General features: G+C 65.0%; 16 protein-coding genes. 5 read left to right on the top strand and 11 right to left on the bottom strand.

Annotation, left to right across the window (positions count from 1 at the left end):
* Nucleotides 1-171: 171 nt before the first annotated feature.
* Both LHJ54_RS01785 and LHJ54_RS01780 read right to left on the bottom strand, forming a co-directional pair.
* A complete protein-coding gene (locus LHJ54_RS01785; protein WP_228242102.1) occupies nt 172-1,137 on the bottom strand; it encodes an agmatine deiminase family protein in 966 nt (321 codons plus the stop codon).
* A gap of 24 nt (nt 1,138-1,161) precedes the next feature.
* A complete protein-coding gene (locus LHJ54_RS01780; RefSeq protein WP_228242099.1) occupies nt 1,162-2,853 on the bottom strand; it encodes a M28 family metallopeptidase in 1,692 nt (563 codons plus the stop codon).
* 111 nt (nt 2,854-2,964) lie between these two features.
* On the opposite strand from LHJ54_RS01780, the gene LHJ54_RS01775 reads away from it, so the two are divergent.
* The 4 genes from LHJ54_RS01775 (at nt 2,965) to LHJ54_RS01760 (ending at nt 8,900) form a co-directional block, all read left to right on the top strand.
* The gene (locus tag LHJ54_RS01775) at nt 2,965-5,619 is read left to right on the top strand and encodes a glutamine-synthetase adenylyltransferase (RefSeq protein WP_228242098.1); all 2,655 of its coding nucleotides are present in this window, start codon (nt 2,965-2,967) and stop codon (nt 5,617-5,619) included.
* Nucleotides 5,616-6,107: a peroxiredoxin gene (locus LHJ54_RS01770; RefSeq protein WP_228242097.1), complete on the top strand. Its 492-nt coding sequence runs from the start codon at nt 5,616-5,618 to the stop codon at nt 6,105-6,107. Before LHJ54_RS01775 ends, LHJ54_RS01770 begins: the two co-directional genes overlap by 4 nt.
* Nucleotides 6,108-6,477: 370 nt before the next feature.
* A complete protein-coding gene (locus LHJ54_RS01765; protein ID WP_228242096.1) occupies nt 6,478-7,158 on the top strand; it encodes a M23 family metallopeptidase in 681 nt (226 codons plus the stop codon).
* A 158-nt stretch (nt 7,159-7,316) separates the two neighbouring features.
* The gene (locus LHJ54_RS01760; RefSeq protein WP_228242095.1) at nt 7,317-8,900 is read left to right on the top strand and encodes an acyl-CoA synthetase; all 1,584 of its coding nucleotides are present in this window, start codon (nt 7,317-7,319) and stop codon (nt 8,898-8,900) included.
* Nucleotides 8,901-8,905: 5 nt separating this feature from the next.
* Here the strand turns inward: LHJ54_RS01760 and LHJ54_RS01755 are convergent, their stop codons facing one another.
* The 5 genes from LHJ54_RS01755 to rplM form a co-directional block, all read right to left on the bottom strand.
* On the bottom strand, nt 8,906-9,262 hold the full coding sequence (locus LHJ54_RS01755; RefSeq protein WP_228242094.1) for a response regulator: 357 nt from the start codon (nt 9,260-9,262) through the stop codon (nt 8,906-8,908).
* Complete coding sequence (locus LHJ54_RS01750; RefSeq protein ID WP_228242093.1) at nt 9,259-12,585, bottom strand: PAS domain S-box protein; 3,327 nt, start codon at nt 12,583-12,585, stop codon at nt 9,259-9,261. Before LHJ54_RS01750 ends, LHJ54_RS01755 begins: the two co-directional genes overlap by 4 nt.
* 157 nt (nt 12,586-12,742) lie before the next feature.
* Entirely contained in the window at nt 12,743-15,385 is a 2,643-nt protein-coding gene (locus tag LHJ54_RS01745; RefSeq protein ID WP_228242091.1) for a TonB-dependent siderophore receptor, read from the bottom strand.
* A gap of 251 nt (nt 15,386-15,636) precedes the next feature.
* Nucleotides 15,637-16,155 (bottom strand): 30S ribosomal protein S9, encoded by a 519-nt coding sequence (gene rpsI, locus LHJ54_RS01740; protein ID WP_228242088.1) that lies wholly within the window; start codon nt 16,153-16,155, stop codon nt 15,637-15,639.
* On the bottom strand, nt 16,155-16,634 hold the full coding sequence (rplM, locus tag LHJ54_RS01735; protein ID WP_228242086.1) for a 50S ribosomal protein L13: 480 nt from the start codon (nt 16,632-16,634) through the stop codon (nt 16,155-16,157). The genes rpsI and rplM overlap by 1 nt, the downstream gene beginning before the upstream one ends.
* Nucleotides 16,635-16,936: 302 nt before the next feature.
* Between rplM and LHJ54_RS01730 the strand changes: the two genes are divergently transcribed.
* Nucleotides 16,937-17,704 carry a glutaredoxin gene (locus tag LHJ54_RS01730; protein ID WP_228242084.1) on the top strand — a complete coding sequence of 256 codons (768 nt, stop codon included), beginning with the start codon at nt 16,937-16,939 and terminating at the stop codon, nt 17,702-17,704.
* Between the two features lie 36 nt (nt 17,705-17,740).
* Here the strand turns inward: LHJ54_RS01730 and LHJ54_RS01725 are convergent, their stop codons facing one another.
* Genes LHJ54_RS01725 through LHJ54_RS01710 form a run of 4 tightly spaced genes read right to left on the bottom strand, consistent with a single transcriptional unit; the run spans nt 17,741 to nt 21,965 of the window.
* The gene (locus LHJ54_RS01725; RefSeq protein WP_228242079.1) at nt 17,741-18,223 is read right to left on the bottom strand and encodes a response regulator; all 483 of its coding nucleotides are present in this window, start codon (nt 18,221-18,223) and stop codon (nt 17,741-17,743) included.
* On the bottom strand, nt 18,208-20,196 hold the full coding sequence (locus LHJ54_RS01720; RefSeq protein ID WP_228242077.1) for a PAS domain S-box protein: 1,989 nt from the start codon (nt 20,194-20,196) through the stop codon (nt 18,208-18,210). Before LHJ54_RS01720 ends, LHJ54_RS01725 begins: the two co-directional genes overlap by 16 nt.
* A gap of 3 nt (nt 20,197-20,199) precedes the next feature.
* Nucleotides 20,200-20,862, bottom strand: coding sequence for a response regulator transcription factor (locus tag LHJ54_RS01715; RefSeq protein ID WP_228242075.1), 663 nt, complete (start codon nt 20,860-20,862; stop codon nt 20,200-20,202).
* Nucleotides 20,862-21,965, bottom strand: coding sequence for a sensor histidine kinase (locus LHJ54_RS01710; RefSeq protein ID WP_228242074.1), 1,104 nt, complete (start codon nt 21,963-21,965; stop codon nt 20,862-20,864). The genes LHJ54_RS01715 and LHJ54_RS01710 overlap by 1 nt, the downstream gene beginning before the upstream one ends.
* Nucleotides 21,966-22,049 lie beyond the last annotated feature (84 nt).

Raw genomic sequence — 22,049 nt, 5'->3', positions numbered from 1 at the left:
AGCAGTGCCAGCCCGCAAGACCACACCAGCAGTGCGCGCAGACCTTCTGCCGGGTTAATCCGGACTGGGGCGCTTGCCCGGACCAGTGCGATGGCTTTGCTCATTGCACCAAATTGGAGGGGAAGTGTTAAGAAAGCGTAAATGCCGCCAGCCCATTGCCGCCCTGCGTAATCAGGCGGCAGGCATCTGCTGGCTGGCGCAGTGGAAGCCCCCGCCGCCCGCCAGCACGGCGTCGGCCGGGATGCCGATGGCGGCGCGATCGGTAAACAGATCGCCAATCGCAGTCACCGCGTCCGCATCCTGAACCGACCCGAAGGTCGGCACCACCACCAGATGGGTGGTGATGGCAAAGTTGGCATAGCTCGCCGGCTCAACCTGATCGCCCCGGGTGACGAGGCCTGGCGACGGAATCGGATGCACCCGCAAACCGAACTCCTCGGCCCGCTGTTTCGCATCGGCATAGATGGCGGCGTTGGGATCATCTGCGCCAGCGGCCTCGGCCAACACGATCTCGCCCGGTGCGACAAACCGGGCGAGATTGTCGACATGCCCGTCCGTGTGATCGTTCACCAGTCCGCGTCCCAGCCAGCATACGCGATCAAAGCCCAGATCGTCGGCCAACCGCCTCTCTATGTCGGCGCGTGAAAGCTGCGGATTGCGGTTGGGGTTGAGCAGGCATTCCTCCGTGGTCAGCACCAGCCCGGTCCCGTCACCGTCGATCGCGCCGCCTTCCAGCACCCAATCGGCTATCCGCAGCGGCAGCCCCGCGTCCTCTGCCAGCTGTGCACCCACCGTCTCGTCCCCGGGCATCAGGTACTTGCCGCCCCAGCCGTTGAAGCCGAACCGCCGCGCCTCCAGCCCGTGTCGGCCACGCACGACCAGCGGCCCGGTGTCGCGCAACCAGATGTCGCCGTATTCCCGCCGTTCCAGCTTTACCGCGCCGCTGACCAGCGAGCGCGCCCGCGCTTCGTTGGCGGCGTCGCGGACCAGCAGGCGGACCTCCTGCCCGGTTTCCGCCACCGCGTTGGCGAAGGCGGCGATCTGTTCCTGCGCGCGGGACAGGAATCCCGGCCACTCGTCCGCCGCATGGGGAAAGCCGATCCACAACCATTCCTGCGGCGCCCATTCAGGCGGCATCGACACAGTCACCGGACGCGCCGATCAGCAGCCGCCCGGATCGGCCGCGCAGCTGCGATCCCGGATTGCGCGGAATTCGTCACCTTCGACCCAGTTGGGCCAACTTGTCGAATTACCCAGCTTCCGGCCGATGCGATAGAACAGTTGCAGGTCGGCCATGACCCCGGACCAGTCCCAATTGGGATCGAACTCGTCCTTGGGCCCGTGATAGCGGTTCTGCGTGTAATCCGCTGCCACCCGCGCACCAGCCGCGCGTCCGCCATCGATCAGGTCTTCCCCGCCGTCCACGTACAGGAACGGCACGCCCCGCTTGGCGAAGGCGAAATGGTCGGACCGGTAGTAGTAGCCGTTCTGCGGCGATGCTTCGGGTGTCGCAACACGGCCGACCTGCCGCAGCGCGGCATCGAGGAATGCGTCCAGCTGGCTCTTGCCGCCGCCGACCACCGTCACGTCACGCGCCGGTCCGGCAACCTGGAACGCGTCCATGTTGATGCCGCCCACGGTCTTGGACAGCGGGAACACGGGATTGGCGGCGTAATAATCCGCGCCCAGCAGTCCGGACTCTTCGGCCGTCACGGCCAGGAAAACCTGGGTACGTTCGGTCGGGCCTGCGCGGCGGTGAGCGGCTCCCAGTGCCACCAGCGCCGCCGTTCCGGTCGCGTTGTCCACCGCCCCGTTGCAGATGTTGTCGCCCGTTTCATCCGGCGTGCAGATACCCAGGTGATCCCAGTGCGCTGTGTGCATCACCACCTCGTCCGGCCGCGTGGTGCCGGGCAGCATGGCGATGACGTTGCGCGACTGGAACCGGCGGATGTCGTTTTCGAAGGAGGTGGAGGCCGCGAGGCCCAGCGGCACGGCCTTGAACCCGCGTTGCTTCGCCTGCGCAGAAAGCTGCGCCAGATCGCGTCCGGCGGCCTGCATGATCGCCTGCGCCACATCCTTTTGCACCCAGCCGTTCACCTGGGTGAGCCGCGGCGCATCAGGGCCGCGCTGCGCATGGGCCTGCGGCCCGGACCAGGAGGATTCCACCACATTCCAGCCATACGCCGCCGGAAAGGTGTCGTGCACGATGAGCGCGCCGGCCGCACCCTGCCGCGCGGCTTCCTCGAACTTGTAGGTCCAGCGGCCGTAGTAAGTCATCGCCCGCCCGCCGAATGGACCGTCCAGCGTTTCCATCTCGTAATCGGGATCATTCACCAGGATCACGGCGGTCTTGCCGCGCATGTCGACCCCTTCGTAATCGTTCCAGCCGCGCTCTGGCGCGTTGATGCCGTACCCGACGAATACCAGTTCGCTGGTGTCCAGCCGGGTCTGCTGATCCTCCCGGTAAGTGACGCCGACCCATTGGCTTGCAAAGTTGAAGCTGAGATTGGCGTTAGCGCCACTGACCGTGAGCGGCGCGTAATTCTTGCCGGTGATCTCGACCAGCGGCACTTCCTGTACCCAGGAACCGTTGTTGCCCGGCTGCAGCCCCGCTGCGCGGAACTGCTCGATGAGGTAATTGACCGTCTTTTCCTCTCCCGGTGTGCCGGGCGCGCGTCCTTCGAACTCGTCGGAGGACAGCGTGCGGGTTACTTCCACCATGGTTTCTCGGCTGATGTCACCCGGCGCGCTGACGGCTGGGATGTCGAGGCCTGCGGTGTCCTGAGCCGGAGTGGAAACGCAGGCTGCCAGAAGAAGCGCCGGCGCAGCGGCGATGGGGTTGTGGTATTTCAAGGTGGTGGTCTCCGGTATCCGACAGGTTGCGCCATTCTTTGCAGCCGGCCACCGTGAAAGCAAGCTGAACACCCCTTGCGTGAAGAAGGTGATCGGCGCAGGTGCGCCAGCATGGCGGCGAATTGGCAGGATGCGATCGCGCGGGCCGAGCGGCACGCGCCGTTCCTCGCCCGGCAGCTTGCCCGGTTCCCAGCAATTGCCGCGCTGTTGCGGGCAGGAGAGGCCGAGGCGGCGCTGAGGGCGGCCCATGCCGCAGGTGCCGGCGCCCCGGATACCGCCATCGCCCTGCGGCGCGAGCGCAGTGCATTGGCGCTGGCGCTGGGTATCGCGGACCTGGCGGCGGCTTTTCCGCTGGGCAGGGTCATGGAGGAACTGAGTGCCTTCGCCGATCAGGCGCTGGATCGCGCCATCGCGGCGGTCATTGCGAAACGCGCACCCAATGCCGCTGCGCAGGGGTTCACCGCACTTGCGCTTGGCAAGCATGGCAGCCGGGAGCTGAATTATTCCTCCGACATTGACCCGATCCTGCTGTACGACCCCGTAACGCTGCCGCGCCGCGAACGGGACGCTCCCGCCGACGCGGCGCAGCGGTATGCCCGCGACATCGTGCAGTTGCTGTCGGCCAATACGGCGGAAGGTTACGTGTTCCGCGTGGATCTGCGGCTCCGCCCGCAAAGCGAGGTGACGCCGCTGGCCCTGCCGTTCGATGCCGCCCTCTCGCACTACGAAGGAAGCGCCCTGACATGGGAGCGCGCCGCTTTCATCCGCGCGCGTGCGGCCGCAGGGGACTTGCGGCGCGGAGAGGATTTTCTCCGCGCCATCGACAGCTTCGTCTGGCGCCGCTCGCTTGACTTTGGCACCATCGACGAGGTGCGTCGCCTGACCCGGCGCATCCGCGACCGGCAGAGCGGTCCCGTTACGCCCGCACCGGGCTATGATGTTAAGCTTGGCCGGGGGGGTATCCGGGAAATAGAGTTCTTCGTGCAGACCCACCAGATGATCCATGGTGGGCGCAATCCTTCCCTGCGCGTCGGAAACACCCTGGACGCGCTTGTCAGCCTGGCGGAAGCGACGATCATTTCCACTGACACGGCCCGGAGGCTGTCAGCCAGCTACGAGGCGCTGAGAACGGTGGAGCATCGGCTGCAGATGGTGGACGACCGGCAGACGCACACTCTGCCGGAAGGGCCGGCGCTGGACAATGTCGCGCGTCTGGGCGGCTGGTCGGACGGTGCGGCGTTCCTGGCCCATCTGCGGGACATCTGCGCGCCTGTTGCCGAGTGCTACGACGCCTTGCTGGCGGAGGGACAGGAGGAGCATGCCAGGCCGGCGCCAGCCGATCCGCATGGTATTGCGGGCGCCGTGGCCGGCTGGAACGGAGGTCGGTTCCGCGCCTTGCGATCGGAAGCCGCTGCGCAGGCGTTCGATGCGGTACGGCCGCGACTGACCGCGGCTCTTCTGGCCGCGCCCGACCCGCTGGCCGCGACGTCTCGCATGGCGGCCATCCTCGAGCGGCTGCCGACCGCGATCAACACGTTCCGCTTGCTACAGGCACGGCCAGCGCTGTTTCAGTTGCTCACGGATATCCTTGCGCTTGCCCCACCGCTGGCCGACCGACTGGGGCGCCGCCCGGAACTGCTCGACGCCCTGATCGACCGCAGCGCCTTCGACCTGCCCGGCACTGCCGCGGAACTGGCTGCGCGCATGCGGCGCGCGGCACGCGGTAACAGCTACGAAGCCCGACTAGATGCCATCCGCATTGTCACTGGCGAGGTGCGGTTTGCGCTGGGTGTGCAGGTTATTGAAGGAGCGAATGATCCCCTTGCCATAGGCGCCGCTCTGGCACGGCTGGCCGAGGCCGGGCTGCAAGTGGCCTATGAAGCAGCCACAGAGCAGTTCGCAGCGGCGCATGGACGGATTGCGGGGGGCGAACTGGTCGTGCTGGCGCTTGGCCGGTTAGGCGGCGAATTGCTGACCCACGCATCCGATCTCGACCTCGTTTACCTGTTCACCGGCACCATTGATGCCGAGTCGGATGGCGGTCGCCCGCTGGGGGCGACGCTTTATTTCAACCGGCTCGCGCCGCGCGTCAGCGCAGCCTTGTCCGTTCCCACCGCGGAAGGCGCGCTGTACGAGGTGGATACAAGACTGCGCCCTCAGGGATACAAGGGGCCGCTTGCCACCAGTCTCGACGGCTTCACGCGCTATCAGCTTGAGGAGGCATGGACCTGGGAGCACATGGCGCTGACCCGTGCCCGCGTGGTGGCAGGCAGCCCGGCGGCCCGAGGAGCGGTGCGCGAAGTGATCGGGCAGGTTCTGCGCCGAAAGCGTGATCCCGTCACCCTGCGGGCCGACATTCTCTCGATGCGGGCCGATATGGCGGCACATAAGCCGCCTGCCGGGCCGCTCGACGCCAAGCTGCTGCGCGGTGGATTGGTCGACCTGGAGTTCATGGCCCACTATCTGCAGCTGCGTGCGGGCAATTGGTTCGACCCGGTTCTGGACCGGGCGCTCCGCAAGCTGTCGCAGCGTGAACTGCTCGCGCCCGAGGTGCGGCTGGCGCACGCTTTCCTGAACCGGTTGCTCATAGCGGCCCGGCTGCTGGCTCCTGACCTTAAGGAGCCGCACCCGGCAGCGGCCAAAGTGCTGGCGCGCAGCTGCGGACTGGAGGATTATCGCACGCTGCTCGGGCAGATCACCGCAGTGCGCACGCTCGTGGCGAGCGAGTGGCAGCGCGTCTTTGAGGAGGAGCTGGAAGTGACATGACCGACGAAGGATCGATTGGCGAAGGCGACCTGCTGCCGCAGTTTTCCTTGGCGACGCCGGAGGGCGGGGTGCTCACCCTCCATGATTTTGCCGGCAGGCCGGCGGTATTGTTCTTCTACCCCAAGGACGACACGCCCGGTTGCACCAGCGAGGCAAGGGATTTCTCCGACCTCAGGCCGGAATTTGATGAGATCGGTGTGACCTTGCTTGGCATCAGCAAGGACCCTGCCGATCGTCACCGCAAATTCATTGCGAAGCATGGGTTGGCTGTGCCGCTTGCCAGCGATCTGGCGGAACCCGGGCTGGCGGACGCGCTCGGCATCTGGGTTGATAAGTCGATGTATGGCAAAACATACAAGGGCATGTCGCGCACGACCTTTCTTGTCGATGGAGCGGGACGAATTGTGCGGACGTGGTTAAAAGTGAAGGTGAAAGGGCATGCCGCCGAAGTCCTCGCCGCCGCGCGGGCTCTTCACTCAAAAGCTTAGAACCGCCGAGTCATGCTGTGACTGGGCCAAACGGGGAACAAACAAGTAGGCGAATTAAGAAGCTGTTAGGAAACGCCCGGCTGAACATCTGCAGAAACGGGCGCCGCTTCAATTCGGCGCGGGGCAGTATCGGTTCGTCCCGACTGACACGGTTGGCTGTTGCCACACTGCACAGGCCCATGCTTAACCCCTCAAACAGCGGAGCAGGAAGTTGGTTCCCGCTTTGTAGATAAAAGTTTTCAGCCGCTTACCGGCGGCATTTTTTCGGGATCTGGGCGCTGCGGGGCGCCTTGAACAAAAGGGACGGGTTCGCATGGTATCCAGCACACGCAGAAGCGGACGTACGCGCGCGCTTTACGCATTGTTTGCGATGTTCGGCTCGCTTGCTGCGGCTCCTGCTTCGGCAGACAGCGCGCCGGTTTCCAGCCAGGCCACCGGCACCCTGATGGTCGCCACAACCCCGATGCTCAACGAAGACGCTTCCCCAACCGTAATCGGTGATGGAGACGCGCAATACCGGCAGCTTTACGCCCAGTGGCGCGCGCTTGACCGCAACGGCAACGCCCGGTCGCCGCAAAGCCATCTTCCGGCGATCGCCGTGCCGTCGGGGATGCCGCTGGGCGATGCCCGGCTTACCAGCAGGTTCGGGATGCGCACGCACCCGGTGCTTGGCGGGCGGCGCGAACATCACGGCATCGACCTGGCAGCGCCGACCGGCACACCGGTCTATGCGACAGCCGATGGCGTGGTCAGCATGGCCAAGTTTTTCGGCAGCTATGGCAATTACGTTCAGATCGAGCACGGCGGTGACATGCAGACCCGCTATGCGCACCTGTCCCAGATTGCGGTGCCGGATGGCGTCCGCGTCACCAAGGGTCAGCTTATCGGCTACGTCGGTTCGACCGGCCGTTCCACCGGCCCCCATCTTCACTATGAAGTCCGCATCGCCGGCGCACCGGTCAACCCGCTTCCCTACATGGCCGAAACCGACACGCAGCGGCAGTTTGCCCTGGTGGTCGATGAAAATGGACCGAAGGGCGGGCCTCAGTAAGGGGCACGGCAGCGCGGGTCATTCGCGTAAGCCTTGGCTGCCTCATGCGGCTCCGCTGTCCAGCGGGGCCGTTTTTTGTTGAGCGGACCGGCTCGCCGGGTACATTGATCAACTGACAGCAGCGGCGCGCCAGACGTCGCAGCCCACGGGAGATCACGATGCACCCAATCCAGCACGCCGCCACTCGCCCGGACCACCCGGCGATCATCATGGCGCCTTCGGGCGACACGATGACCTATGCCGAACTTGACAAAGTCGCCAACCGGTTCGCCCAGTGGCTCCGGGCAAACGACCTCAAGCCAGGTCACACGGTCGGCATACTGCTGGAAAACCGGATGGAGTATCTGCCACTCGCCTGGGGATCGCAGCGTTCGGGCACCGTGCTGGTGCCGATCTCAACCCATCTGACGGCGGAGGAAACGGCTTACATTCTGACAGACAGCGGTGCCAAGGTGCTGGTCTCCTCCGCCCGTTTCGCGCCGCTTCTCATGCAGTTGCGCGAGGCGTTGCCGGATTTGCGGGTGCTGGTTTTCGACGACGGTGGCGAACACGACGCCGCGGCCGTTCTGGCGGCGCAGTCCGCCGAACCGATTGCGGACCAGCAGGCGGGCTACGACATGCTCTACTCGTCCGGAACCACCGGCCGGCCAAAGGGCATCAAGCCTGCCGCGCCTCCGGACCCCGATCCTATGGCCGCCAACCCGCTCGTGATGTTGGTGGCGGGCGGGTTCCGCTTCCCGGCTGACGGCACTTGCGTATACCTGTCTCCGGGGCCGCTCTACCATGCCGCGCCCCTGCGTTGGGCCATGACGGTGCATCGGCTGGGCGGCACGGTTGTCGTGATGGAGCGGTTCGACCCCGAAGGCGCTTTGCAGGCGATCGAACGCCACCGCGTCAACTCGAGCCAGTGGGTGCCGACCCACTTCGTGCGGATGCTGAAGCTACCCGAGGAGGTGCGCAGCAGATACGACCTGTCCTCGCACCAGCGGGCGGTGCATGCCGCGGCGCCCTGTCCGCCCGACGTGAAGCGGGCGATGATCGACTGGTGGGGGCCGATCATCTTTGAATACTACGCTGGATCGGAAGGGAATGGCCTAACTCTCGCCACCAGCGAGGAATGGCTGGAACATCCCGGAACGGTCGGGCGCCCCATCTACGGCGCCCTGCATATTTGCGATCCGGATAGCGGTGCCGAACTGCCACGGGGCGAGACGGGGCTGGTTTACTGGGATGCGCCGCAGCCGTTCGAATACCACAACGATCCTGCCAAGACGGCGGAGGTGACTCACCCCCGGGGTTGGACCACGCTGGGCGACATCGGCTATCTGGACGAGGACGGCTTTCTCTATCTCACTGACCGGGCGTCGCACATGATCATCTCCGGCGGGGTCAACATCTACCCGCAGGAGATCGAAAACCTTCTCGTCACGCATCCTGCCGTTGCCGATGTTGCGGTGATCGGTGCTCCCGACGCCGAAATGGGGGAGCGGGTGATAGCGGTCGTTCAGTTGACCGATCCCGCCGCCGCTGGCGAGGCGATGGCACAGGATCTTCTGAGCTTTATGGCGCTTCATCTCAGCCGGATAAAGTTGCCCCGGCAGATCGACTTTCGCCCCGAACTCCCGCGCGAGGCGAATGGAAAATTGTACAAGCGCAAACTGCGCGATGAGTATGCCCAGCGGGCAACCCAGTCACCGATTGAAACGCCGCGCGCGTTTCGGACCCTCAGCAGCCAAAAGTAGGGTCTTTACCGGGCGACCGAACTGATGAGGGCGCGTTCCAGGTCTTCCTGCCGGTAAGGCTTGGCGACCGTGTGAGCTTGCGGGAACGGTGTCTCCCGCCCTCCGTAGCCGGTGGCAAAAACGAAGGGAACGCCGCGCGTGCTGAGCACTTCTGCTACCGGGAAGGACTCCGCCCCGCCCAGATTGACGTCGAGGATGGCCAAGTCGAATTCTCCCACCGCCGCCGCAGCCGTGGCTTCTTCGAGACGGGCGTAGGACCCGGCGACTTCGCAACCAAGGTCTTCCAGCATGTCTTCCAGATGCATGGCGACAATCGGCTCGTCCTCGACCACCAGAACCCGTTTGCCCCGCAGCGCGCTCATCGCGCCACCTCCGGCAGCGGTGCATCAACGGTGCAGACGACACCTGTCGCGTGGTAATCGATTCGTACAGAGCCGCCAAGTTCCGCGGCCAGGCCGCGTTCCAGCATGCGGCTGCCGAACCCGCGCGCAGCCGGCGGGTCGACACGCGGCCCGCCATGCTCCTGCCAGCGAAGACGCAGACGGCCGTCGCCCGTTGTCCAAACCACTTCCACATGGCCGTCCGGCAGGCTGAGCGCGCCGTACTTTACCGCGTTGGTGGCCAGTTCGTGCATCGCCAGGCTGAGCGAGACGGCAGTTTTCGGATCAAGAGGAAGATCGGGGCCAGCAATCCGGAAGACCCCCTCGCGCGACGCGTGCGGCGCCAAAGCGTCGTCGATTACCCGGCGCATTGGCGCATTTTCCCACCGTGTGCGGGTGAGAAGATCGTGCGTTCCCGCGAGCGCGGAAAGCCTGCCTTCGAGAGCCCGGCGCAGGGTCGGCTCCGCGCCCTTGAGTGTTTGTCCGGCGATGCCCTGAACAATTGCCAGCAAATTCTTGGCCCGGTGATTCAATTCGTCGATCAGGAGCTGCTGGTGGCGCTCTGCCGCTTTCTCTTCGGCAATGTTGCGTGCCTCGATGACGGTGCCAACCGGCTCTCCATTGTCATTCAGCACGGCGCTGGCAGTAAAATAGACTGGGTAGAACGATCCATCGGGGGCAACGAAAAGTTCCTCGCCCGAAACCTGTGCGCGCTCTGGAAAGGCGCGGTCGATGGGGCATTCCGCAGCCGGATAGTGGCTTCCGTCCGGCTTCTTGCAGTGAATGACATCATGCAGGCGCCGACCCACCAGATCCCCAAAGGGATAACCCGTCAACTCCTCCGCAGCCGTGTTGGCGTAAACGCAGTGCTGCTGCTCATCCATCATGAACACCGCCATGCGGGTATTGGCAAGGATCGCGTCGAGCCGGCGGCTTGTATCGCCGAGCCTTTCCAGCGCCCGCCGCTCCTTGTCCAGATCAAGGGTGGCAACAACCCCGCCAAGCAGCGTGCCGTCGTCATCGCGGATGGCCGACGCGACGAAGCGCAGCCAGACCTTCTGTCCGTCTCCCCGCTGGTAAAGCGCCTCCATCTCCGATCTCTCGGCGTCTTCCATGATGATCTTGGCCAGCGGGTACTCGTGGCCTTCCACTCTCCGGCCGTCGGGATGGTACGCGATCCATTCGCCGTATTCCTCCGGCCGGGAAGAGGGCAGCACCGGATGCTGCAGGATTTCTTCGACCCTGCTGTTGCCGCCGGTGATGCGGCCGAACTCGTCGGCAAACACCAGGCCCACCGGCACGGCCCGCAGCACGGCGCGCAGTCGTGCCTCGCTTGCCCGCAGACGATTCTCCGCTTCGATCCGGTCGGTGACGTCGTGACTGAGAAGCACGACCTCGCGGACCTGGCCGGCCTCGTCCTTGATCGGAAAGCCGACCGTTTCCAGCACCGGGGCCGCGCCGTGGCCCGCAAGGCGGGCGCCAGAGTGCCGCGAAGGCGGGGCGCGCCGCACCTTGCCGGAAAAGACCTCCTCCAGCGCTGTGCGATAGCCCTTTTCCCGAACCTGCGGATCGCGCAATACGTTGTATTGCATCAGGACGTCCGACGGCAGGCCGAACGCCTTTTCGACAGCCGGGTTGACCTGCAGGGTGTTGCCCAGGGTGTCGAACACCTGGATCATCGCGGGCGATTGTTCGAACAGGGCGCGAAAGCGTGCCTCGCTGTGGGTCAGCGACAGCTGCACCCGGGCGCGCTCGACGGCGGCCCAGCTTCGTTCCGCCACTTCGCGAACCTGCGCGATGTCGTCCTCTGACCAGCGCCGCGGACGGGAGCAATGCAGGAACATGAGGACCACCAACCGGCCCCCTTTGACCAGCGGCACCACCAGTTGCGAGCGCAGCCCGATAGCGGCATAGACGCCCTGTGCGGCCAGTTCGGCGCAACGGGGGTCTGTGTCGACATCTTCGATCACGACCGCTCGTCCAGCCTGACATTCGGGCAGGAAGAAGTCACCGTAGTCACTGATCAGATGACGCCCGGCGAGCGGCATCATGTCCGGCGCCGTCCAATCCTCCTCTATGAAGGAGTGGAGGCCGTCGGCCTCCAGCTCGGCATAGCCGACCCGGTCCACCCCCATGTGCAGCGCCAGCGCACGTGTGGCGGCGGCCTTGATCGCCTTGGGATCGGTCAGATCGCGCAATTGTTCGGACAGGTCGAGCTGCAGCTGCAGCCACTCAGCTGCCCTGGCGAGGTCGGCGTCCGCCCTGTTGCGCTCCAGCGCGGTGGCGACGTGCCCGCCGAGAATGTGCAGCATTTCCCGCTCACCCGGTGAGAACGGTTTCCCGCGACGCGCAAAGCCGAGGATGCCGATGAGCCGGTCCTGTGCCATGAGCGGCACGGCCTTGTAGGTGTCGAAACCCGCCTGGCGGAGGAAGATATCGCGCGGATCGGTGGATGCCTGGATGCCAGTCCTGTGCACCGCTTTGTTTGTGCGGACAACTTCGCCGCACATGCCTTGAACGGTGTCCGGCCTTGCCGCCGTCTCTTCTTCGGCTGGCGACAGGCCGGCCGCCGCAGCCAGGCGCCCTCCCTTGCGATCCTGTGCGAAATAAAAGCAGGCGTTCAACGCGAAGCCATCGGCCAGCGTCTCCAGCAACTGCCGCATCATGCTACGCGCATCGCTGGCCGCCAGCAGCCCCGCCGATGCCCGCGCCAGCAGCGTAAGCCGGCGGCTGTGCTTTTCCGCGCGCGCCTGCTGCGCTTCGGCAAGAGCCTGGGTGCGACGCAGTTCCAACTGCCCCATGACCTGCTGCGCCAGCATGGCCATGGACCGCTTCTGGCGTTCCGTAATGCCGGCGGGCCGCGGCGCCCGGTCGAGAACGCAAACCGTGCCAAGCGGCAGGCCGTCGGCAGTTTTCAGCTGCGCGCCGGCATAGAAACGCAGGCCGTCTTCCGCATCGACCAGCGGGTTGTTCGCGAAGCGCGGATCATCCTTCAGGTCGGGCACAACCATGATTTCGGGCTGCAGAATTGCATGCCGGCAGATCGAAACATCAAGCGGCAGAGTGTCCGCCCCGATGCCGACCTCTGCCTTGAACCATTGGCGGTCGGAAGCGATGAAGTTGACGACACCGATCGGCGCATCGAACAAGTCAGCGGCAAGCGCAGCGATATCGTCGAACACCTGTTCGCGGGCACTGCCCAGAATGCCATACCGTTCAAGCGCGACGAGGCGGTCTTCTTCACGCCAGTCGGACGATGCCCAAACAGTCAGCTGCCCCAGCTCTTGCGCCGTTCGCGAACTCATCGAAGCTTCAGTTCCTCTGCCCTGTGCCCCCGGCGCTCTACCGCCGCAGGCCATGGCAGCTTACGGGTTCTGAGGCAATAAGGGTAAAGGGTAAGCACCTGGAAGCCCGGGTTTGATCCTCCTGCATGCAGGCGACTGCACGCAGGAGCATCAAGCCTCAGAATTCCACACTGACCCTGCCATACAGGAACCGGCCGTTGAAGCCTGCGGGAGAGAAGTTGCTGTAGGGAAGAAACAATCCATTCTGGCCGAAGTTGGTTCCCCCGATTATTCCGGCAAAAACAGGATCAGGATAGGTATCGAACAGATTGTTCGCGCCCACGGCGATCTCCAGCGCGTTGAACGGCCGGGCGCGCACCTCAAGGTCGGTTACCCACTGCGGGGCAAGCGTCTGATCGGTGGCGGCCTGTCCGCCGGCGATTTGCCGGTTCGTCTCGGCTCCGGGGACAAGAACCCTGCCATAGCGGTTGGCACGGGCCGTGATGCCGAAGATGCCGTAATCCCAGTCCACCCCAAGGTTGATCTTGTCCCGCGGCTGCCCGTCCGTAAGGCGCAGGGATTCCTGCCGGCCGAACAGATCCAGCCCGAGGTTTCGTTGCGCGTCATCCAGGAACTGCGCCCGGCTGCGGATGTCGGTGTTGGTCCGCGCGTAGCTGGCGGTGAGCGAGAAGTCTCCGAGCCCAAATCCCGGCAGCCGGTAAGTGCCGACCACTTCGAAACCTTCCGTGCGGGTGTCGATACCGTTAATGAAGAACCGGGCCGAGGTGATATCATTAAATCCGGCGGCCTGAAGAGCGGCGCGCACCAGCGGGCCTTGCAGGTTTTCGGTGATCACAATGCGGTCATCGATGTCGATGCGGTAGTAGTCGGCGGTGATGTTAAGGCCGGGGATCATGGAAAAAGTCACGCCGGCCGACAAATTGGTCGACTTCTCCGCATCCAGCGGCGCCGACCCGAGTGTGACCGCAACCGGATCCGATACCGCAAAAGTACCGATTTCAAGCAGCACGCCGTTCACGTTGTTGGTCGACGATGTGGCGTAGAACTGTTGCTGCAGCGACGGCGCGCGGAACCCGGTCGACGCCGAACCACGCACCGCCAGCCCTTCGATCGGCGCCAGCCGCAAGGCAACCTTGCCGTTGGCGGTGTCGCCGAAATCGCTGAAATCCTCGTACCGGCCGGCAAGCTGGACGGTCAGCATGTCGAAGAACACCGATTCCAGTTCGAGATAGGCCGCCTTGCTGTCGCGGCTGGCGTCGACCTCGTTCGCCGGGCGGAAACCCGGGAACACCTGCGCTCCGGCCGGGGCACCGTTGGCGGCGAACGGTCCTGACAGATAGCTTTGCGGATCGCCCGCTTCGATCTTGTAGTTTTCGTCCCGGTATTCCGCCCCGAAGGCGATCGACAGCCCGTCGCCGATGCCGAGGTCGAATGTGCGCTGGATGTCGAGATTGACCGTCGTCTGCCCGAACTTGAGCGTGCCCGCGTCGAAACGGCGCTGGCTTGCCTGACCGAACGACGTGTTGAAGCTGTTCTCCACATTGAAGTTTAGCGTGTTGGCGCCATACACGGCGGACAGGTCGTAGTTCCATCCGGCCACATCGCCGCGAATGCCTCCGGCGATGGCCCGGTCGCGGATCTCCGTGACGATCAGCGGCAGGAAGCCGTCAGGGTAGAACGGCACGAAGGCGGTGGTGGAGGCGGAGAAATCGCGGTTGCGGGCATCGTTGGCGCGGCGATAGAACCCGGCGCTTTCGCTGTCGCGCAGGCCATAGCTGCCAAACAGGTACAGTTCTGCCGCCGGAGTCAGTTCGTAGCCTGCATTGACGAAGAAGTTGAAGTCCGAAACTTCGGGATCGCCATAGCGATGGTTGAACCGGTCAAACCCCACCTCGCGCGGGTCCACAGCGGTGCCGATCAGCGGATATTGCCGCCGCGGGTCGGGGCCGGAACGGTTGGTGTCCTCCCGATCCTGGAATTGCGCGGTGAGGTTCAGGTAACCGCCAGGCCCGACGGGCAGCCCGAAGTTGGTTGCCAGGGTAATGGTCTCGCCATCGCTGCGTTGCCGGTCCCCCGTGACGTTCAGCTGGTACGCCGTGTTGTTTCCGGTCCCGCCGGCGGCGGTGTTGACCACCGGCTGTCCACCGGCGAGCACCAGGCCGTCAACTTCGGGTACTCCTCGCAAGGTCGTTTCGTACCGGCCATAGGTCACTTGAGCCTTGCCCCCCTCTGCCCGCCGAAGCTGCACGTTGATGACGCCGGCGATGGCGTCCGATCCATACTGCGACGCAGCACCGTCGCGCAGTACCTCGATCCGCTCGATGGCGATGGGGGGAATGGTGTTGAGGTCGACAGCGGCGGAACCGCGCCCGACAGAACCGTTGATGTTCAGCAGCGCGGAGGTGTGCCGCCGCTTGCCATTCACCAGCACCAGTGTCTGATCCGGACCAAGTCCGCGCAGGTTGGCGGGGCGGACGGAATCGGTGCCATCGGTGATCGAGGGTTGCGGGAAGTTGAAGGACGGCACCAGATCGCGCAGGAGCCGGTTGGTGTCGGTGAAGCCTGACTGGGCGAGTGCTTCGCCGCCGATTACGTCGATCGGCACCGGGCTGTCGGCTACGGTACGGTCCTGTCGCCGGGTACCGGTCACGACGATCTGGTCCTGCGGCGCGGCCTCGCCCGCGGCGCTGGGCGAGCCCGGCGGCACCAGGTCGCTTTCCTGCGCCGCGGCCGCCTGCGGCAGGGTGATGGCAAGAGCCAGAGTGGCTGCTCCGGCAGCAAGAAGCGCGTGATAGCTCATCCGAAAATCCCCACAGCCTGTTGTTCAGCAACAATGTGGCACGTGGTGTCTTCGCGGAGCAACTCTTATGTTCGTCCGCTGCGGTCTTCTGACACGCTATGTTGCGCCTGCGTTACAGTCGCGCGACGTTTGCCACTTTCCAGTGGACTGATGCCGAAGGGACGATGAGCGGCGCAACCAGGCCGGGCCAACGAAAAAGGGCGGCTCCGCGAAGAGCCGCCCTTTCGAAGAAGCGGGGAAAACCAGCCGGATCAGCGCTTGGAGAACTGGAAGCTCTTGCGCGCCTTGGCCCGGCCGTACTTCTTGCGTTCCACAACACGCGGGTCACGGGTCAGAAAACCTGCCGCCTTGACGGTCGAACGCAGCGCGGGTTCGAACTTTGCCAGTGCCTGGCTGATGCCGTGCTTCACGGCGCCCGCCTGACCGGACAGGCCGCCGCCGCTGACGGTGGCAATCACATCGTACTGACCCTGGCGTTCGGTGATGGCGAACGGCTGATCGATGATGAGGCGCAGCGTCGGGCGGGCAAAGAACTGTTCCTGATCCCGGCCGTTGATCGTGACCGTGCCCTTGCCCGGCTTGATCCACACGCGCGCAACCGCGTCCTTGCGCCGACCGGTTGCGTAGGCCCGGCCTTGGGCGTCGAGTTCCTGTTCGCGCAGCGGCGCGTCGGAGGAACGGGCAACATCGGCGGCACCCGCGTCGGGCGCATTGCCCGCGATGTCCTTGAGGTCCGACAAATCGGACACGCTTTTCGTATCTTCGGCCATTATGCGGTCGCCTTGTTCTTGCGGTTCATTGCGGCAACATCGAGCTGGGCAGGAGCCTGTCCGGCATGGGGATGCTCTGTCCCGGCGTACAGGTGCAGCGCCTTCATCTGCTGTCGGCCGAGAGGGCCACGTGGCACCATGCGCTCAACAGCCTTTTCCAGAACCCGTTCGGGAAAGCGGCCTTCCAGCACCTTGGCCGGCGAGGTTTCCTTGATGCCGCCGATGTGACCGGTGTGGCGGTAGTACCGCTTGTCCTGAAGCTTGTTGCCGGTAAAGCGCACCTTGTCGGCATTGATGACGACAACATGATCGCCGCAATCGACGTGCGGAGTGTAGCTCGGCTTGTGCTTGCCGCGCAGGATATTGGCGACGATCGCCGCCAGCCGACCCACGACGAGGCCGTCCGCATCGATCAGATGCCACTGTTTTTCCACCTCGGCCGGTTTGATCGACCGCGTGGTCTTGTGAAGCGCCTTCATGGCTGGTCCTTGTATCCGTTCGCCTTCATGCGTCACCCCCGCGCGTGAGGCCCGGCGGCATGCTGGCATGGCGGCTGATGTTGTAGCCCGCACCCTGGGGAGGTGACGGCTCTGACCGCGGCCGTTTGCGTGGCAAATGCTCGGAAGTCAAGTCAATCCGCCACTCACCGGCAAGGTAAAATAATACCCTATGACATAGCTAGCAGCTTCCAGGCGGTGGCGCAGCGGCCCCGATGGCTTCTATCTTCCCCGTCGAACTGCATCTATTCTCCCATGCTGTTCGCCGTACCCGGAGACGCAAGATGACTGCCATTCAAGAGGCGCGGACTGCCACCGTTTATCGCATGGTCATGCCGGATCACATCTGCCCCTACGGGATCAAGACCATTGATCTGCTGAAGCGGGAGGGGTTCGCGATCGACGATCATCATCTTGCCACCCGCGCGCAAACGGATGCCTTCAAAGCGCAGTATCAGGTCCAGACCACGCCCCAGACCTTTATCAATGGAGTGCGGATCGGCGGTTACGACGACCTTCGCGCGCATTTCGGCAAATCCGTGTCGAAGGAGGGTGACCTCAGCTACCAGCCGGTGATCGCCATCTTCGGCATCGCCCTGCTGGTGGCCATGGCGATCAGCTGGTACGTGTTCCAGAACGTGTTCACCGTCCAGGCGGCTGAATGGTTCGTCAGCGTTTCGATGTGCCTGCTCGCCGTGCAGAAGCTGCAGGACGTCCGCAGCTTCTCGACCATGTTTCTCAACTACGACCTGCTGGCGCGGCGGTGGCCGCGCTATGGTTACATCTATCCATTTGGCGAGGGGCTGGCGGGCGTTCTGATGGTGGCGCACGCGCTGCCGATCGTTTCCGTCCCCGTGTCACTGTTCATCGGCACGATCGGCGCGATCAGCGTGTTCAAGGCGGTTTACATCGACAAGCGGGAGCTGAGGTGCGCCTGCGTCGGCGGAAACAGCAATGTGCCGCTGGGGTTCGTGTCGCTGACGGAGAACCTGTTCATGATCGGCATGGGCCTGTGGATGGGCGGCAGGGCGCTAGGCTGGATTGCGGTCTGATCCCGCGACGGGGACCCGCCACCGTTTCAACGCCTGTCAGATCTCTGGCGCGTTGTGTCCAGTGCAAGCCTGCCCCGATCGCTCGCTTATCCTTAACCTCTCATAGAGAATGCGCGTTTCCAGCAGGTTGGCGATGCGCAGGCCGATCTCGATGACGTCGAATGGCTTTGACACGAAATCCTTGGCTCCCAGTGCAAGCGCTCGCCGCCGCGCGGGCAGGGTGGTGTCGGCCGTCAGGACCAGGACGGGGCGAAACTCGTCAGGGCGATCGTGCCTGGCAAACGCTTCGAGCAGTTGAAACCCGTCCATCTCGGGCATCATCAGGTCAAGCAGGACCAGATCCGGGTCGAGATCGACATACGCCGCCAGCGCCTTGGTCGGATCGGTCAGGCAGGTGATCTCGCGATACCCTTCCCGTTCCAGCAGGCTGCGCAGCAGCAGGACATTGGCTTGTTCATCATCAATCACGAGGATCCGACGAGACTGTATCTCGGCTCCGCTGATCAGGTTTGCGGACATGCAAATGGCTCCCCTGGGAATTTTGCGGCATCGGTGGCTGGGTCGCGGGCAGTCGCATCCGCGCAAGGCAGGGTGAACCAGAACCGCGCGCCCGGTTTCGCCGCTTCGTGGCCGATGGCCCCGTTCATCGACTCCACCAGGCTTTTTGACAGCGCGAGGCCCAGGCCTGTTCCCTCCACCCGGGCGCGATCTTCCTGATCCAGCCGGTCGAAAGCGGTGAACAGCCGCGGCACAGCGGACGGGCGGATGCCGGCGCCGTCATCTTCTACCTCGACCCGCACCGCGCCGGCGATTGTGCGACAGGACAGGCGAACGCGCGTCCCGGTGCGGTGGTACTTCGCCGCATTGGCCACAAGATTGAGGATCACCTGAATGACGCGGCGGCGGTCGGCGAGCGCGGTTGCAAGCTGGTCACAGGGCGCAAGGTCGAAGCGGAGCCCCGCCGCCGCCACGATGGGCGCGGCGAGGCCGTACACCTCTTCCAGAAGGGCACCCATCTCGATCGGCTCCAGCGCAAGTTCCGCACCGCCCGCCTCGATGCTGGAAATATCGAGCAGGTCGTTGATCAGCGCCAGCAGATGTCGCCCCGCCTTCATGATCTGTCCAATCGCCGATCGGTGCTGCTCGGCAAACTGTTCTTCGTCCAGTTCCAGCAACTGCCCGAAGCCGAGAATGGCGCTCATCGGGGTGCGCAGTTCGTGGCTGGTGCGCGACAGAAATGCGCTTTTGGCAAGGTTGGCGGCGATCGCCTCCTCGCGCGCCAGCCGCAGGGCCTCTTCGGACCGGCGGCGTTCGCTAATGTCGCGCGTCACCTTCGCAAAGCCGCGCAAGTTCCCTTCGCCATCGCGCAGCGCAGTGATGACCACATTGGCCCAGAACCGCGAGCCGTCTTTGCGCAATCGCCAGCCCTCGTCCTCTGCCGTGCCCGCCTGCCGCGCTTGGGCCAGCATCTTCTGCGGCACGTCGTCGCGGGTTTCGGGAGGGTAGAACCGGCTGAAATGCTGCCCAAGGATTTCCGTCGAGGTCCAACCCTTGATCCGCTCTGCCCCCAGATTCCAGCTGGCCACCGTTCCGTCGATATCAAGTGCGAAGATGCCGTAGTCGCGGACCTGTTCCACCACCAGGCGGAAGCGTTCTTCACTCTCGCGCAGCGCGTGCTCGCGGGCGCGCAACAGGGCGCTGGCACGGGTCAGGCGGCGGGCGAGCCGGCCAAGTTCGTCCGCCTCGCCCGGCAGGTCGGCCAACGGCTCGGCGCGTGCCAGCTTGCCGGCGTTGCGCTCCAGCATGCGGACACGGCGCACGATGCCGGTCGAAAACAGGTATACCGCCGCAAGGCTGCCCAACACCCCGACCACCGCGCTGACCGCGGTCACCGCGAGAAAGCGGTCGCGTACCGCCTCTACGCGCGACATGCGCTGGTTCAGCAGCACGCTTTCGCGTTGCTGGAGATCCTCGATCTGCTGCCGCATGCGGTCGAGAACGAGTTTGTTCGCCGTCAGCGCAGCCGTCAGGGCGTCGTCATCGGTCCGGGGCGCTGCCGCATCGCTGACGAGCAGGACGATCTGCGCCAACCCGTCACGCTTGCGCACGGAAAGCCGGCGCAGTTCCTCGAACTGGCTGCGCACGATCGGATCGCGGATCGTGGTGTCCAGCCGGTCCATGATGCGCGGCAGCTGGGCCTCGGCCTGGGCGTAGGATTGCAGAAAGCGTTCTTCGCCGGTCAGCACGTATCCCCGCACGCCGGCCGCCGCCTCCGCCAGCATTGCGTGCGCCTGATAGGCATCACGCTGAATGGCAAAGGCGCGGCGCACGTCTGCCTCCGCCCGCGCCTCCGCCATGCTCGCCAGATAAAGCGACACCAGCGCGACCAGCAGCACCGCAAGGGGCAGGGCCACCACCACGAGCCCCTTGAACGCGAGCGGCCGGTCCGACCAGAACCGGGTCAGCGATCTGGCGCGCCTTGCGGTGGTCACAGGTTATCCGTGCGCTGCACGCAGTTGCGTCGCCAGCACGGCGGCCTGCGTGCGGTCGGCGACGCCCAGCTTGCCGATGATGCGTTCCACATGGGCCTTGACCGTGGCGGGACTGATGGCCAGCGTCCGGGCGATCTCCTTGTTGGTCATGCCTTGCGAAACGAGTTCAACCACTGTCTGCTCGCGCGCGGTCAACAGGTCGCGCAGATCCCCGGCCCGTGCCGGAGAAGCGGTATCGCGCAGGGCAGCATTGACGAGGTCGAGCGGAATCGCCGACTGGCCGGCAAGAACCTGGCCAATCGCCGCCGTCAGGTCACCGATTGCGGTATCCTTCAGAACATAACCTGCCGCCCCCGCCGACAGCGCTTCGCGGACATAGGCGGGCATTTCGTGCAGGGTCAGCATCAGGACCTTGACGGGCAGGTCCAGCGCAGCGATCCGCCGCGTTGCCTCAAGCCCGTCGATACCCGGCCCAAGCCGCACATCCATCAGTACGACGTCCGGCACCAGCGATTGCGTCAGTTCCACCGCCTCTTCGCCGGTGGCAGCGACCCCGACCACGTCCGCCCCGCTGCCTGCGAGCACAGCCTTCAGCCCCTCGCGGGCAAGCTGGTGATCGTCGACGATCAGGATCCGGGGTCGGTCGCGAGGCGGGCTTGCGTCCATTATGCCCTCGCCGGAAGTCGCGCCGTCACAGTGACACCGCCTGCCTTGCCCGCACGCCAGTCCAGGCTGCCGCCAATGGCGGCCATCCGCTCGCGCATGCCGTCCACCCCTACGTGCAAACCTTGCCTCGTATCCTGCGGGCAAACGTTTTCCCCGACACCTGAGCCGCTGTCGCAGATCCGCAGCAACAGCGTGGCATCAAGGGGGCTCTGACGCAGTTCAACGGTGACGGCGCAAGATCCGCCGGCGTGTTTGCGGATGTTCGTGAACGCTTCCTGCGCCACCCGGAAAAACGCGGTCTCCACAGGCGGCGGCATTCTTGCAGGAAGCTGGGCAATCGCGAGACGCACCGTGAACCCGTCCGCTTCCAGCCCCTCCGCCAGCGCACGGAGCGCTGCTTCCAGACCGAGATCGTCGAGCAGTGTCGGGCGCAACCCGCCGATCACGCCGCGCAGCTCGGCAACCAGCTGCCGGGCAACCGCAGCCAGGCGCGCCCGCTCCGCTGCGGGAAGATCCTCTTCCTGCCCGGCGCGCGCGCCTTCCAGCATGCGCGCCAGCGCGGTCGCTGTTTGCGCGACGCCGTCATGCAGGTCGCGCGAGACGCGGCCTCGTTCTTCCTCTTGCGCGGAAAAGATACTGCCGACCAGCAGTTCGAGCCGCTGCTCCCGTTCGCGCAGGGCGGCGAGCAAAGCGGCCCGTTCCTCTTCCCGCCGGATACGGTCGATGGTCGCCCCCATCAGTTCAAGATGCATGGCGAAGGCGTCGCGATCCTCCTGATCGGCGATGTCGTCGGCGCAGGTGATGCCTGCCACGCTGAGCCACGCCAGCGGCTCGCGCCGCGGACCGGGGGCAGTGATGGCGATGCCGTCGCCTGCGGGACCGAAGGTGACTGCAGCAGATTGGCGCCCGAGGAAGAATGCCACGCGTTCGGCGCAGCGGCGCAGAACGGGCTCGATACTGGTGGCATCTGCCTCAGCCAGCTCCCTGCCGGCCATGGACAGCAACCGCATGCGAGCGGCCCGCGCTTCGGCCGCGCGATAAAGCTCGCGCAGCTCCGCGATGGTTTCAAGCTGAGGTGACAGGGCGGCAAGCTCGTGTCGCATGGGGGCAACCTAACTGGTCGTCCGTAAAGTGCATAGGCCATGTGGCCTAGGCCGGAAGGCAAGCCGAGCGGCGGATTTCGACGG

The sequence above is a fragment of the Porphyrobacter sp. GA68 genome (assembly GCF_022605525.1).
Classification (GTDB): domain Bacteria; phylum Pseudomonadota; class Alphaproteobacteria; order Sphingomonadales; family Sphingomonadaceae; genus Qipengyuania_B.
The sequence above is the reverse complement of the archived record's forward strand: the minus strand, read 5'-3'. Positions and strand labels throughout refer to the sequence as shown.